We start from the raw sequence: 16,467 nt of genomic DNA, 5'->3' as shown, positions 1-16,467 counted from the left end.
GTTCCGGCCGACCGCACGTCCCGTCCGCGTCAGAGCGCGTCGAAGAACTGTGAGGGAACGAGAATGACGTCGTCACGCCAGGACCGCATCGCGGCGCTGCCCGCCCACCTCCAGGACGCGCTGCGCCGCAGGCTGGCGGGAGCGGCCGGACGATCCGACGCCATCCCCGCCGCCGACCGCGGCCGTCCGCTGCCGCTGTCGTTCTCCCAGCAGCGCCTGTGGTTCCTCGACCAGTTCCGGCCCGGCGACCCCGAGTACAACAGCGCGCTCGCCCTGCGACTGCTGGGGCCGCTGGACGTGCCCGCCCTCACCGCCGCGCTGCGGCAGCTGGTGGCCCGGCACGAGTCGCTGCGGACCACCTTCGACGAGGCGGACGGCGACGCCGTCCAGGTGGTGCACCCGCCGCACGAGGTGGCGCTGCCCGTGCTGGACGTGGCGGAGCGGGACGTGGACGGGGTGCTCGCGCGGGAGTACGCCAGGCCCTTCGACCTGCGGACCGGACCGCTGCTGCGCACGCTGCTGGTCCGGCAGGACCCGGAGAACCACGTGCTCGTCCTCTGCGTGCACCACATCGTCACCGACGGCTGGTCGATGGGCGTGCTCACCGAGGAGCTCGCCGCGCTCTACACCGCCGCCGCGCGGGGCGAGACCGCCGTCCTCCCCGAACAGCCCCTGGCGTACGCGGACTTCGCCGCCTGGCAGCGCGACAGGCTCTCCGGGCCCGTGCTGGACGAGCACCTGGAGCACTGGAAGCGGGCACTGAGCGGTGTCGTGCCGCTGGAGCTGCCCACCGACCGGCCCCGGCCCGCCGAGCGGAGCACGGCGGGCGCGGTCCGCGAGTTCGCCGTGCCGACGGAGGTCGCCAAGCGGCTCGCCGACCTCGCCCTGGCCGCGGACACCACCCTGTTCAGCACGCTGCTCACGGCCTGCCAGGTGCTGCTCGCCCGCTACAGCGGCCAGGACGACGTCGCCGTGGGCACGGTCGTGCAAGGACGCAACCGGCCCGAGCTGGAGCGGGTGGTCGGGTTCTTCGTCAACACACTGGTGCTGAGATCGGCCGTCGACCGGTCCGCCACGTTCCGCGAGCTGCTCGGCCGCGTCAGCGGCACCGTGCTCGACGCCTTCGCCCACGACGAGGTGCCCTTCGAGCGCGTCGTCGACGCCGTGGGCGCCGAGCGCGACGCCAGCCGCAACCCGCTGTTCGACGTGATGGTGCTGCTGCACAGCGCGCCGTCCACCCCGTCGTCGTTCGCCGGACTCGCCGTGCGGGACGTCGACGTGGACCGGAGGTCGTCCAACTTCGACCTCAGCGTGGAGTTCCACGAGTCGGGCGGTGAGCTGGGCGGCGTCGTCGAGTACAGCACCGACCTGTTCGACGCGGGCACCGTCGACGCGCTCGTGGGACACCTGACGACGCTCCTGACCGCCGTCGCGCACCACCCGGACAGCCGGGTCGCCGACCTGCCGCTGGTCGGCGAGGAGGAGCGGCGCCGCCTGCTGGTGGAGTGGAACGCCACGGACGTGCCCGTTCCCGGCACGACGGTCGTGGACGTGTTCGAGGCCACCGCCGCCGCGCACCCGGAGCGGACCGCGCTGGTCTTCCGGGACACGTCGCTGACCTTCGGCGAGCTGGACGCCCGCGCCGAGCGGCTGGCGCGCGAACTGGTGCGCCGCGGCGCGGGGCCGGAGCGGGTGGTGGCCGTCGTGCTGCCCAGGTCGGCCGAGTCCGTGGTGGCGCTGCTCGCCGTCCTCAAGGCGGGCGCGGTTCACCAGTCGGTGGACCCCGGGCTGCCCGCGGAGCGGATCGCGCTGCTGCTGCGCGACACGGACCCGGTGGTCGTGCTGCGCGACACCGGTGACCTCGCCGACGGCCCGGCCCCGGACCGGTCGCGGCCCGCGCCGGGCGACGCCGCCTACGTCGTGCACACCTCGGGCTCCACCGGCACGCCGAAGGGCGTCGTCGTGGAGCACCGCGCGCTGATGAACCTGCTGATCGACCACCGCGCGGTGTTCGGCGCGCGAACGATGCGGGTCGCGCTGACGGCGGCGCTGTCGTTCGACACCTCGTGGGAGGGGCCGCTGCTCCTGGCCGACGGCCACGAACTGCACCTGCTGGACGACGACGTCCGCCTCGACCCCGAGGCGCTGACCCGGTACGTGCGCGAGCACCGCGTCGACTTCCTCGACCTGACGCCGTCCTACCTGCGGCAGCTCCTGCCGGCCGGACTGCTCGCCGGAGACCACCGGCCGCGGCACCTCATGCTCGGCGGCGAGGCGCTGGGCGAGTCGCTGTGGCGCGAGCTGAGCGGGATCACCGGCACCACCGTCCACAACTACTACGGGCCCACGGAGACCACCGTCGACGCCGTGCGCCGCACGGTCACCGGGGACCGGCCGCTCATCGGACGCCCGCTGGCCAACCTGCGGGCGCACGTGCTGGACGAGAACCTGGAACCGGCCCCGACCGGCGTGCCCGGCGAGCTGTTCCTGGCCGGTCCGCAGCTCGCCCGCGGGTACCTCGGCAAACCGGGGCAGACCGCGGAGCGGTTCGTGCCCGACCCGTTCGGCGAACCCGGCTCGCGCCTCTACCGCACCGGCGACCTCGTGAGGTGGACGGCGGACGGGCAGCTCGACTACCGCGGCCGGGTCGACGAGCAGGTGAAGATCCGCGGCTTCCGGGTGGAGCCCGGTGAGATCGAGGCCGCGCTGCTGACGCACCCCGCCGTCGGGCAGGCCGCGGTGGTGGCCCGCGAGGACGGGCCGGGCGGTGCGCGACTGGTCGCCTACACCGTCGCGTCCGGTGCGGACACGCCCACCCCGGTCGAGCTGCGGGACCTGCTCAACCGGTCGCTGCCCGACTACCTCGTGCCGTCGGCGTTCGTCGCGCTCGACCGGCTGCCGCTGACCCGGCACGGGAAGCTCGACCAGCGCGCCCTGCCAGCGCCGGACCCGTCCGCCGACCGGAAGCACCACGTCGCCCCGCGCGACGACGTCGAGCGCCTGGTCGCCGCGGTGTGGTCCGAGGTCCTCGGCCTGGAGCGGGTGAGCGTGGAGGACAACTTCTTCGCGCTGGGCGGTGACTCGATCCTCGGCATCCGCATCACCTCGCGCCTGCGCGCCGCGCTCGGCGCGGACGTGCCCGCGCGGCTGCTGTTCACCGCGCCCACCCCCGCCAGGCTGGCCGCCGCCCTGACCCGCGGGAGCGGTGAGCGGTCCAGGACCACCGTCCCCGTCGCCGCGCGCGACCGCCCGCTGCCGCTGTCGTTCTCCCAGCAGCGCCTGTGGTTCCTGGAGCAGTTCGAGCCGGGCAGCACCGAGTACGTCTCGCCCACGGCGCTGCGGCTGCGCGGCGAGCTGGACGCCGAGGCGCTGAACACCGCCCTGACCGCGCTGGTGGAGCGGCACGAGTCCCTGCGCACGACCTTCGACACCGTCGACGGCGTCGGCACGCAGGTCGTGCACCCGCCGCACGAGGTGCGCGTGCCGCTGCTGGACCTGAGCGCGGAGACCGACCGGGACGACGCGCTGCGCGCGTTGCTGGCGCAGGAGGCCAGCCACCCGTTCGACCTGCGCGGCGGTCCGCTGCTGCGGACGCGCCTCGTCCGCCTCGCCGCCGACGAGCACGTGCTGGTCCTGGTCCTGCACCACATCGTCACCGACGGCTGGTCCTCCGGTGTCCTCCTGCGCGAGCTGAGCGCGTTCTACACCGCCGCACTGCGGCAGGAGGACGCGGCACTGCCCGACCTTCCGGTGCAGTACGCCGACTTCGCGGTGTGGCAGCGCGACCAGCTCACCGGTCCGGCCCTGGACGACCAGCTCGGCTACTGGCGGCGTCAGCTCGACGCCGTGCCCCCGCTGGAGCTGCCCACCGACCGGCCGCGGCCCGCCGTGCGCACGAGGAACGGCGCGCTGCTGGAGTTCGGTGTTCCCGGCGGCACCACCGCGGCCCTCGCGGAGCTGTCCCGCCGCGGGGACGGCACGCTGTTCATGACGCTGCTGGCCGCCTGCCAGCTGGTGCTGTCGCGCTGGTCCGGCCAGGACGACGTCGCCGTGGGCACCGTCGTCTCCGGGCGGGAGCGGACCGAGCTGGAGGGCCTGATCGGCTTCTTCGTCAACACGCTGGTCCTGCGGTCCACTGTGGACGCGACGAGACCGTTCGAGGACTTCCTGCGCGACGTGCGGGCCACCGTCCTGGACGCCTTCGCCCACCAAGACGTCCCGTTCGATCGAGTGGTAGACGACCTGCAACCGGTGCGCGACACCAGCCGCACCCCGCTGTGCCAGGTCGCGGTCCTGCTGCACAACACCCCCGGCGGGAGCGCCGCCCTGCCGGGGCTGCACGTGGAGGAGATCGCGCCGCCGCTCGTCACGGCGACCTTCGACCTGCTGGTGCAGTTCCAGGAGAGCGACGACGGACTGGACGGCCTGGTCAACTACAACACCGACCTGTTCGACGCCGCCACGATCCAGCGGTTGATCGGCTGGCTGCGGCTGGTGCTGGACGGTGTGGCCGCCGACGCGACGCGTCCGCTGCGCGCACTGCCTCTGCTGACGGTCGTCGAGCGTGCACGGGTGTTGGAGGGGGCGAACGACACCGTTCATCGGCTTTCGGCGGTGGTGCTGCCGGAGTTGCTCGCTCGTCAGGTGGATCGGACGCCGGATGTGGTGGCGGTGGTCGAGGGTGGGAGGTCGTTGACGTATCGGGAGTTGGGGGTGCGGGCGAACCGGTTGGCGCACCGGTTGATCGGTGCGGGGGTGGGGCCGGAGGATCGGGTGGCGGTGGTGCTGCCGCGGTCGGTGGAGTTGCTGGTGGCGTTGCTGGCGGTGGTGAAGGCCGGTGCGGCTTATGTTCCGGTTGATCCGTCGTATCCGCGTGAGCGCGTCGAGTTGATGCTGCGTGATTGCGCTCCGGTGCTGGTGCTGGACGATCCGCAGGCCGTGCTGGACACGGAGGGGCTTCCGGAGACGGACCCGGACGACGCGTGCCGTGTCCGCCGGTTGCTGCCGGAGCATCCGGCGTACGTGATCTACACGTCGGGTTCCACGGGTACGCCCAAGGGTGTGGTGGTGGGTCACGGTGCGGTGGTGAACTACCTGCGGTGGGCGGTGTCGGCGTATCCGGGCCTGTCCGGGGTGTCGGTGTTGCACTCGTCGGTGTCGTTCGACCTGACCGTCACGACCCTGTTCGGGCCGTTGTTGGCCGGTGGCGCGATCCGGTTCGCCGATCTGGCGGAGAGCGGGCCGGGTGCGCAGTGTTCGTTCTTGAAGGCGACGCCGAGTCACCTGCCGGTTCTGGCTTCCCTGTCGGAGGACCTGTCGCCGACCGGTGATCTGGTCGTGGGTGGTGAGCAGTTGTTGGGTGCGGCGGTGGACGCGTGGCGCGAGACGCACCCGCGTGCGGTGGTAGTCAACGAGTACGGGCCCACCGAGACGACGGTGGGGTGTGTGGTGCACCGGGTGGAGCCGGGTGTGGTGTTGGCGGCGGGTGCGGTGCCGATCGGGCGGCCGATCTGGAACACGCGCCTGTACGTGCTGGACGCGGCGCTGGAGCCGGTGCCGGTCGGTGTGCCGGGTGAGTTGTACGTGGCGGGCGACGGTCTGGCGCGCGGCTACCTCGACCGGCCGGGCCAGACCGCGCAACGGTTCGTGGCCTGCCCGTTCGGCGAGCCGGGGGAGCGGATGTACCGCACCGGGGACCTGGTGCGCCGCCGAGCCGACGACGTCCTGGTGTACCTGGGCCGGTCCGACGAGCAGATCAAGATCCGCGGCTTCCGCGTCGAGCCGGGCGAGATCGAAGCGGTGCTGGTGACGCACCCCGACGTGGCGGAGGCGGCGGTGGTCGCCCGCCAGGCCCCGGCGCGGCTGGTCGCCCACCTCGTCCCCGCACCGGGCGCGACCGCGCCCGCCCTTCCCGGACTCCGCGAGTTCCTCGGCCGGTCACTGCCCGCGCACATGCTGCCCGACGCCGTGGTCGCCCTGTCCGCGATGCCGCTCACCGCCAACGGCAAGCTCGACCGCGCCGCGCTCCCGGCCCCCGAGGACGACGACGCGCCGGTGCACCGGTACGTGCCGCCGCGCACGCCGGTCGAGGCGGAGCTGGCCCGCATCTGGAGCGAGGCGCTCGGTGTGGCGCGGGTCGGCGTCGAGGACAACTTCTTCGGTCTCGGCGGTGACTCGATCCTGAGCATCCAGGTCGTCTCCCGAGCTCGCCGGGCGGGCCTCGCCACCTCCTCCAAGGACGTGTTCCTGCACCAGACCATCGCCGAACTGGCGACGGTCGTGCAGGCGCGGGCACTGCCCGAACCGGTCGCCGAGGCCGACGTGGCGGGACCGGCACCGCTCGGACCTGTCCAGTCGTCGTTCCTGGCGAGCGCGGCGGGTTCCCGGCGCTTCACCACCTCCGTGCACCTGGAACTCGCCCCCGACGTCGACCCGGAAGCGCTGTGCCGAGCGCTGGCCCGCCTCGCCGAGCACCACGACGCGCTGCGGATGCGGTTCTCGCGGGTCGACGGGAGCTGGGTGCAGCACCCCGCCGCGACGGACGCTGCCGACGTCGTCGAGCACGTCGACCTGTCCGCCGTGGACCCCGCGGAGCGCGACGCCGCGGCGCACCGGGCGGCGCTGGCCGCGCAGAACTCCCTGGACGTGGAGCGGGGACCGCTGTGGCGGGCCGTGCTGTTCTCCGCCGGCACCGGACGGGCACCGCGGCTGTTCCTCACCGCGCACCACCTCGTGATGGACGGGGTGTCGTGGCGCGTGCTGCTCGACGACCTGGAGGCGGCGCACCGCGGCGTGCCGCTCGCCCCGGTCGGCACCCCGTTCACCCGGTGGACGCGGTCGCTGGCCGAGCACGTCCGCTCGGGCGCACTGGACGGCGACCTCGCGCACTGGACGACGGTGTTCGACGGCGTCGACCCGGCTCTGCCCGTCGACCGCGTCGCCCGCAACACCGCCGACGCCGCCCGCAGCGTCTCGGTGCGCCTGGGCCGCGCGCAGACGCACGCGCTGCTGCACGACGTCCCGCCGGTCTACCGGACGCGGGTCAACGACGTGCTGCTCAGCGCGCTGGGCCGGGTCCTGGCCCGGTGGACCGGCCGCGACCGGGTCGTGGTCACGATGGAGGGCCACGGCCGGGAGGAGATCGTCGAGGGCCTCGACCTGTCCCGCACGGTCGGCTGGTTCACCGCCCAGTACCCGGTGGCGCTCGACGTGCGCGACGAGGACTGGGGCGGTGTGCTCGGGTCGGTCAAGGAGCAGCTCCGCGCCGTGCCGCACGGCGGCGCGAGCTACGAGGCGCTGCGGTACCTGAGCGCGGAGGGCTCACCCGCGAACCGGCTGCGCGATGACCCGGCGCCGCAGATCTCCGTCAACTACCACGGCCGGTGGGACGTCGGGTCGGGCGCGGACACCTCCGGCGCGCTGGTCCGCGACCGCCTCGACGTGCTCGGCGAGGACCTCGACCCGGACTCTCCGCGCGCGCACCTGCTCGACGTCACCGGAGTGGTCGAAGCCGGAGAGCTGCACCTGACCTGGGAGTACTCCTCCGAGGTGCACGACGAGCGGACCGTGCGCCGGTTGGCGGAGGACACCGTGCTGGCCCTGGGACAGATCGTCGAGCACTGCGCCGGGCCGGACGCCGGTGGCCGCACTCCCTCGGACTTCCCGCTCGCCGGGCTCGACCAGGAGGGGGTCGACCGCGTCGTCGGCGACGGCCGCCACGTCGAGGACGTCTACCCGCTGACGCCGTTGCAGGCCGGTCTGGTCTTCCACGGCCTCGTCGACGCCGGCTCGACCGCCTACGTGGACCAGTTCCGGCTGCGGCTGGGCGGGGTGGCCCGGCCCGACGCGCTCGCCGAGGCGTTCCAGCGGGTCGTCGATCGCACGCCCGTCCTGCGCAGCAGCGTGGTGTGGGAGGGCGTGGAGCAGCCCCTCCAGGTGGTGCACCGCCGGGTGCGGGTGCCCGTCGTCCAGCACGACTGGCGGGCGCTGCCTGAGCACGACCGGGCCGCCGCGCTGGAGCGCGTGCTCGCGGAGGACCGTGCGACGGGGGTGGACCTCACGACGCCGCCCCTGACGCGCCTGGTGATCGGCAGGCTCTCCGACGACGAGGTCCAGCTCGTCTGGACCGCCCACCACGTCCTGCTCGACGGCTGGAGCACCGCGCAGATCCTCGGAGAGGTGTTCGAGCAGTACGCCGCGATCGTCGAGGCGCGGCACCCCGACGTGCCGTCGCGGCGGCCGTTCCGCGACTACCTGGCGTGGCTCGCCGCGCAGGACCAGCAGGAGGCGGAGCGGTACTGGCGGCGGACGCTCGACGGCGTCACCGCGGCCACCCCGCTGCCCCGCGACCGCCCGCAGCTCGAAGCGCACCGCGCCGAGTCCTCCGAGGCGGTGCTGGTCGAGCTGTCCCCGGAGGACTCCCGGCGCCTGCACGAGACGGCGAAGCGTGCCGCCCTGACCGTGAACACCGTCGTGCAAGGCGCGTGGGCGCTGCTGCTGGCGCTGCACAGCGGCGAGAACGACGTGCTGTTCGGCACCACGGTGGCCGGTCGCCCGGCCGAGCTGCCCGGCGTCGAGTCGATGATCGGCGTGTTCATCAACACCGTGCCGACCCGGATGACCGTCGACCGGAACCGGGACGCCGTGTCGTGGCTGCGCGCCGCGCAGGCCGAGCAGGCCGAGTCGCGGCGCTTCGACTTCCTGTCCCTGGCGAGGGTGCGGGGCTGGAGCGACCTCCCGGCGGGCGCCGCCCTGTTCGACAGCGTCGTGGTCTTCGAGAACTACCCGATCGACGAGAGCATCGGGCAGCGGGGCGTCCGCGTGCTGGACGTCGACTCGGCCGACACCACCAGCTACCCGCTGAACCTCACCGCCCACCTGCACGACCGGCTCGGCCTGGAGCTGTCCTACGACCCGCGGCTGTTCGACGCGGCCACCGCCGAGCGCCTGGCCGACCAGCTCTCGGTGGTGGTCCAGCGCTTCGCCGCCGATCCCCACCAGCGCGTCGGCGCGCTGGTGCGGCCGACGGAGGACGAGCACCGGCGGATGCTCTCGGACTGGAACGACACCGCGCTCGACGTCCCGCCGGGAACCGTGCTGGACGTGTTCGAGGCGACGGTCGCGCGCAGGCCCCGCGACACCGCCCTGGTGTTCCGCGACACCGTCCTGGACTTCGCCGGGCTGAACGCGCGCGCCGACGCCCTGGCGCGGCACCTGGTGGAGCGGGGGGCCGGGCCGGAGCGCGTCGTGGCCGTGGTGCTCCCGCGCTCGGCCGAGGCGGTCGTCGCCCTCCTCGCGGTGTTCAAGGCGGGTGCGGTGCACCTGCCGGTCGATCCCGGCCTGCCGCGCGAGCGGGTGGCGCTCCTGCTGGAGGACGCCGCCCCGGTCGTCGTGCTCGACGACCTGGCCGAGGTCCGCGACCGCTGCGCGCGCCGGGACGGCGCACCCGTCGCCGTCCGGCCCACCCCGGCGAACGCCGCCTACGTCATCCACACCTCCGGTTCCACCGGGCGGCCCAAGGGCGTCGTCGTGGAGCACCGCTCCCTGCACAACCTGCTCGCCGAGCACCGCGGGACCTTCCTCACCGACGCCGACCGGGACCGGGTGCGGGCCGCGCTCACCGCCTCGTTCTCCTTCGACACGTCCTGGGAGGGGCTGCTGCACCTGATCGACGGGCACGAGCTGCACGTCCTCGACGACGACACCCGTCTGGACCCGCGCGCGGTCGTCCGGTACGTGCGCGACCACCGGATCGACTTCCTGGACGTCACTCCGACCTACCTCCAGCAGCTCCTGCCCGCCGGACTGCTGACCGGCGCGCACCGCCCGCGGACGGTGCTGCTGGGCGGAGAGGCCACCGGCCCCGCCCCGTGGCGGGAGCTGAGCGGCACACCGGGAGTCACCGCGTACAACTACTACGGGCCCACCGAGGTCACCGTCGACGCGGTGTCCTGCCGCATCACCGGTGACCGGCCGCTGATCGGGCGGCCGACGGGCAACGTCCGGTGCCACGTGCTCGACGAGTCGCTGTCCCCGGTCCCGGTGGGCGCGCCCGGAGAGCTGCACCTCGCCGGGGTGCAGCTCGCGCGGGGCTACCTGAACCGGCCCGGCACGACGGCCGAGCGCTTCGTCGCCGACCCGTTCGGCGAGCCGGGCTCGCGGCTGTACCGCACGGGTGACCGGGTCCGCTGGACGGCGGACGGACAGCTCGACTACCTCGGCCGGGTCGACGAGCAGGTCAAGATCCGCGGGTTCCGCGTCGAGCCCGGCGAGGTCGAGGCCGCGCTGCTGGCGCACCCGGAGGTCACCGAAGCGCTCGTGGTCGCCCGCGAGGACGTGCCGGGGGTGGCGCGCCTGGTCGCCTACGTCGTGTCGGGCCTGGACGCCTCCGAGCTGCGGGCCCGGTCGCGCCGGACCCTGCCGGAGCACCTCGTGCCGGCCGCGTTCGTGGCGCTGCAGGCGCTGCCGATGACCCGGAACGGCAAGGTGGACCGGCGTGCGCTGCCCGCTCCCGGTGAACGGCCGGAGAGTGCGGAGCACGTGCCGCCCCGCACCCCCGTCGAACGCGAGCTGGTCGCCGTGTGGGCGGACGTCCTCGGGCTCGACCGGGTCGGTCTCGACGACGACTTCTTCGAGCTGGGCGGGGACTCCATCCTCAGCATGAGGATCGCCTCGCGGGTCCGCGAGGCCCTCGGCGTCGACGTGTCGCCGCGCACGCTGTTCACGCACCCCACCCCCGGCGGGTTCGCCGCCGCGCTGCCGACCGGCCGTGCCACGACACCGGGCGTCACGGCGGTGCCGCGCGGCGGCCCGCTGCCGCTGTCGTTCGCCCAGCAGCGCCTGTGGTTCCTCGACGAGTTCGACCCCGGCAGCACGGAGTACGTGTCGCCGACCGCCCTGCGGCTGCGCGGCGAGCTGGACGCCGACGCCCTCGACCGGGCGCTCACGGCGCTGGTCGAGCGGCACGAGACGCTGCGGACCACGTTCGACGCGGTGGAGGGACGCGGCGTGCAGGTCGTCGGCCCGCCGCACGAGGTCCGCGTGCCGGTGACCGATCTGAGCGCACTGTCCGAACAGGACCGCGAGACCCGGCTGGCCGAGCTGCTGGAGCGGGAGAACCGCCGTCCCTTCGACCTGCGCCGCGGACCGCTGCTGCGCGCGCGGCTGATCCGGCTCGCCCCCCGAGAGCACGTGCTCCTCCTCGTGCTGCACCACGTCGTCACCGACGGCTGGTCCTCCGGTGTGCTCACCCGCGAGCTGACCGCCCTGTACGCGGGGTTCGCAAGCGGCGAGGAGCCCGTGCTGCCGCCGTTGCCGGTCCAGTACGCCGACTTCGCGGTGTGGCAGCGCGAGCACCTCGACGGACCGGTGCTGGACGAGCAGCTCGCGCACTGGCGGGACCGGCTCGGCGGCCTCACCCCGCTCGACCTGCCCGTCGACCGGCCGCGCCCGGCCGAGCGGACCACGAACGGCGCCTGGCTGGACTTCGACCTCCCCACCGGCCTGGTCGCCGGTCTGCGCGACCTCTCGCGCGGGAGGAACTGCACGCTGTTCACGACGCTGGTGGCGGCGTGCCAGGTGCTGCTGAGCAGGTGGTCGGGCCAGGACGACGTCGCGGTCGGCACCGTCACCTCCGGGCGCGACCGGGTGGAGCTGGAGCCGCTGATCGGCTTCTTCGTCAACACGCTGGTCCTGCGGTCCACCGTGGACGGCACACGGTCCTTCGGCGAGTTCCTGGGCGAGGTGCGGGACACCGTGCTCGACGCCTTCGCCCACCAGGACGTGCCGTTCGAACGCGTCGTGGACGCGGTGCAACCGGTGCGCGACACCAGCCGCACGCCCCTGTTCCAGACGATGGTGTCGCTGCAGAACACCAGGGACCAGGCCCCGACGGCTGTGTCCCCGGCGGTGTCCGGCCCGATCGCCGAGGAGTTCGCCCTCCCGCTGACGACGGCGAGCTTCGAACTGCTCCTCCAGTTCGAGGAGCACGAGGGCGGCCTGAGCGGATCGGTCAACTACAACACCGACCTGTTCGACGCCGCCACGATCCGGCGGTTGATCGGCTGGCTGCGCGTGCTGCTGGACGGGATCGTCGCCGATCCGGCGCGGCCGGTCCGAGAGCTGCCCCTGCTGACGGTCGCCGAGCGTGCACGGGTGTTGGAGGGGGCGAACGACACCGTTCACCGGCTTTCGGCGGTGGTGCTGCCGGAGTTGCTCGCTCGTCAGGTGGATCGGACGCCGGATGTGGTGGCGGTGGTCGAGGGTGGGAGGTCGTTGACGTATCGGGAGTTGGGGGTGCGGGCGAACCGGTTGGCGCACCGGTTGATCGGTGCGGGGGTGGGTGCGGAGGATCGGGTGGCGGTGGTGCTGCCGCGGTCGGTGGAGTTGCTGGTGGCGTTGCTGGCGGTGGTGAAGGCCGGTGCGGCGTACGTGCCGGTTGATCCGTCGTATCCGCGTGAGCGCGTCGAGTTGATGCTGCGTGATTGCGCTCCGGTGCTGGTGCTGGACGATCCGGTGGCCGTGCTGGACACCGCTGGTTTGCCGGAGACGGACCCGGACGACGCGTGTCGTGTCCGCCGGTTGCGGCCGGAGCATCCGGCGTACGTGATCTACACGTCGGGTTCTACGGGTACGCCCAAGGGTGTGGTGGTGGGTCATGGTGCGGTGGTGAACTACCTGCGGTGGGCGGTGTCGGCGTATCCGGGTCTGTCTGGTGTGTCGGTGTTGCACTCGTCGGTGTCGTTCGACCTGACGGTGACGACCCTGTTCGGGCCGTTGTTGGCCGGTGGCGCGATCCGGTTCGCCGATCTGGCGGAGAGCGGGCCGGGTGCGCAGTGTTCGTTCTTGAAGGCGACGCCGAGTCACCTGCCGGTTCTGGCTTCCCTGTCGGAGGACCTGTCGCCGACCGGTGATCTGGTCGTGGGTGGTGAGCAGTTGTTGGGTGCGGCGGTGGACGCGTGGCGCGGGACGCATCCGCGTGCGGTGGTGGTCAACGAGTACGGGCCCACCGAGACGACGGTGGGGTGTGTGGTGCACCGGGTGGAGCCGGGTGTGGTGTTGGCGGCGGGTGCGGTGCCGATCGGGCGGCCGATCTGGAACACGCGCCTGTACGTGCTGGACGCGGCGCTGGAGCCGGTGCCGGTCGGTGTGCCGGGTGAGTTGTACGTGGCGGGCGACGGTCTGGCGCGCGGCTACCTCGACCGGCCGGGCCAGACCGCGCAACGGTTCGTGGCCGACCCGCACGGCGCTCCCGGATCGCGGATGTACCGCACCGGCGACCTCGCCCGCTGGACCGCAGACGGTGAGCTGGAGTACCGAGGCCGCGCCGACGAGCAGGTCAAGATCCGCGGGTTCCGCCTCGAACTCGGCGAGGTCGAGGCCGCGCTGCTCGGTCACCCGGACGTCGCCGGGGCGGCGGCGTCGGTGCGCGAGGACGACGGACACCGACGCCTGGTGGGCTACCTGGTGCCGGGGGAGAGGACCCCGTCGCCGGAGGAGCTGCGGGAGTTCCTCGCCCGCTCCCTGCCCGAGCACGCGGTTCCCCCGGCGTTCGTGGCGCTGGCGGAACTGCCGCTCACCCGCAACGGCAAGCTGGACCGCGCCGCGCTGCCCGCGCCGGACGCCCCACCGCCGACGACGTCGTCCGTGCCGCCGGACGGACCCGTGCAGACCGCGCTCGCCAGGATCTGGACCGAGGTCCTGGGCCGCGATCCGATCGGCGCGCACGACAACTTCTTCGACCTCGGCGGCGATTCCGTCCTCAGCATCCAGGTGGTGCACCGGGCGCGGCAGGCCGGGCTGCGGATGACCTCGAAGGACCTGTTCGGGCACCAGACCGTCGCCGAGCTGGCCGGGGTCGTCACCGAACTGGACGACGAGCCGGTGACGCGGGAGGAGGTGGTCGGCGAGGTGCCGCTCACCCCGATCCAGCACTGGTTCTTCGCCGGGCACACCGCCAACCCGCACCACTTCAACCAGTCCGTCCTGGTCGAACTCGCGGCGGACGCGGACGAGCGGCCCCTGCGGGCGGCGCTGGAGGCGGTCGTGGCGCACCACGACGCGCTGCGGCTGAGCTTCGAGCGGGTCGACGGCCGGTGGCGGCAGCACAACGCCCCGGTCGGCGTGCCCGCACCGCTGCGGCGGCACGACCTGTCCGCCGTGGACGAGGCGGAGCGGACGGCCGCCGTGGAGAGGATCGCCGACGAGGCGCACGCGAGCTTCGACCTCGCGGTGCCTCCGCTGCTGCGCGCCGAGCTGTTCGACCTCGGCGCCGGACGCCGTCCGCTGCTGTTCGTCGCCGCCCACCACCTGGTCGTGGACGCCGTGTCCTGGCGCATCCTGCTCGAGGACCTCGACCGGGCGCACCGGCAGGCCGCGTCGGGCGAGGCGATCGACCTGGGCGCCAAGACGACCTCGTTCCGCGACTGGGCGCACCGGCTGCGCGACCACGCGCTCGGCGGCGGCCTGGACCACGAGCGGGAGCACTGGGCGAACGCGGTGCCCGCCCGCGCGCTGCCCGTGGACCGGGAGACCGGGCGACCGGGCACCGCACCGGAGGTCGTGCCGGTCCTGCTGGGAACCGAGGACACCGACGCGCTGCTGCACACCGCTCCCGGCGCCTACCGCACCCGCATCAACGACGTGCTGCTCGCCGCGCTCGCGCGGGCGGTGAGCGGGTGGACCGGCGAGCGGGCGGTCACGATCGACCTGGAGGGCCACGGACGGGAGGAGTTCGCCGACGACATCGACCTGTCCCGCACCGTCGGCTGGTTCACCACCCTGTTCCCCGTCGCGCTGGACGTCCCGCCCGGAGAGCCGCGCTGGCGCGACCTCGTCAAGTCCGTGCGGCGGCAGCTGCGCGCTGTTCCCGGCAACGGCCTCGGGTACGGCGCCCTGCGGTACTCGCGCGACGCAGGAGCACGCGGGGCGGCCCCGGAGATCGCCTTCAACTACCTCGGGCAGGGCGACGACACGTCGGCCGGAGACGGGCTCTACCACGCCTCGCTCCCGCCGGTCGGCCGCGAGCAGGACCCCGCGAACGGTGCCGCGCACCTGCTGGAGGTGGTGGGCGGAGTGCACGAGGGGCGCCTGGAGTTCTCCTGGTACTACCAGCCGGACCGGCACGACCGGTCCACCGTGGAACGGGTGGCCGCCGCGTTCGGCGACGCGCTGCGCGGCATCGCGCGGGACTGCCGGGGGACCGGCGCATGACCACGTCGCTCGCGCGCAACCGCGCCTACGGCCTGCTGTGGGGCGGCCAGGCGATCTCGGAGACCGGGTTCAGCGCGTCGATGTTCGCGTTCCCCCTGCTGGCGCTGGCCGTGACCGGCTCGGCCGCGCAGTCGGGGACGGTGCTCGGCGCGGTGGCGGTGGTGCAGCTGGTCGTGGGCCTGCCCGCGGGCGCGCTCGCCGACCGGTGGAACCGCAAGAAGATCATGCTCGCCTGCGAGGCCGCGCAGGCGGTCGCCCTGGCGGGCCTCGTCCTCGCCCTGTGGACCGGCGCGGCGGGAGTCGTGCACCTGATCGCCGCCGCCGCGGTGATCGGCCTGTGCCGCGCGCTGTTCGAGCCCGCGGAGGACGCCACGCTGCCGAGACTGGTGTCCACCGAGCAGGTCCCGGCGGCCGTGGCCATGAACGCGGCACGCTCCAACGCGGCCCAGCTCGGGGGCACCGCCCTGGGCGGCGTCCTGTTCGCCGCTGGCCGGATCGTCCCGTTCGTCTTCGACGTCGTCACCCACGTGGTCGCGTTCGTCGCGCTGCTGTTCGTCCGCGTCCCGCCGCACCCGGCGCCCACCGGCCCGGCGCCCCACCTGGGCCGCGACGTGGTCGAGGGCGTGCGCTGGGTGTGGGGCCACCGGCGGCTGCGGGTCACCGCGCTGTGCGCGATCAGCGTCAACCTGTTCTTCAGCGCGTACTACCTGGTGATCGTCGTGCTGGGCAGCGAGCGCGGCGTCGGAGCGGCCGAACTGGGCGTGATGGCCGCGATGCTCGGTGCGGGCGGCATCCTCGGCGCACTGGCCGCACCGCGCCTGCACGCCAGGTTCAGTCCGTACGCGCTGATCACGGGCGTGTTCTGGGGGCTGACCCTGCTCACCCCGCTCGCGGTGTTCCTGCGCAGCGGTTACGCGACGGGCGTGCTGTTCGCCGCCATGGCGTTCCTGGCGCCCGCCGCCAACACCGCCATCACCACCCACCAGCTCCTGCTCACCCCGGACCGCCTGCGCGGCAGGCTCAGCGGGGTGATGGGGGTGGCCAGCGGCGTGGCCGCCGCGGCGGGCCCCGCGGTGGGCGGCCTGCTCGCCGAGTTCCTGCCCGACGACCGGGCCGTCCTGGTGTGCGCCGCGGCCATCGCCGTGGTCACCGTGCTGGCCGCGATCAGTCCCACCCTGCGCGGGTTCTCCCGCGACCCGGCTCCGGAGGACGAGAGCCCCGAACTCGACCGCACCTCCGGTTCCCCCACCTGACGCT

2 protein-coding genes are annotated in these 16,467 nt (G+C 73.8%); both read left to right on the top strand.

The features are described from left to right. The first annotated feature begins 63 nt into the window (after positions 1–63). Positions 64–15,210 (top strand): non-ribosomal peptide synthase/polyketide synthase, encoded by a 15,147-nt coding sequence (locus tag IMZ35_RS22430; RefSeq protein ID WP_199443117.1) that lies wholly within the window; start codon positions 64–66, stop codon positions 15,208–15,210. Then, positions 15,207–16,463, top strand: coding sequence for an MFS transporter (locus IMZ35_RS22425; RefSeq protein ID WP_199443116.1), 1,257 nt, complete (start codon positions 15,207–15,209; stop codon positions 16,461–16,463). Before IMZ35_RS22430 ends, IMZ35_RS22425 begins: the two co-directional genes overlap by 4 nt. Positions 16,464–16,467 lie beyond the last annotated feature (4 nt).

Origin of the sequence: Umezawaea beigongshangensis (genome assembly GCF_016464305.1) — a bacterium.
GTDB classification, from domain to species: Bacteria; Actinomycetota; Actinomycetes; order Mycobacteriales; family Pseudonocardiaceae; genus Umezawaea_A; species Umezawaea_A beigongshangensis.
This window is presented reverse-complemented; position numbering and strand designations above follow the sequence as displayed.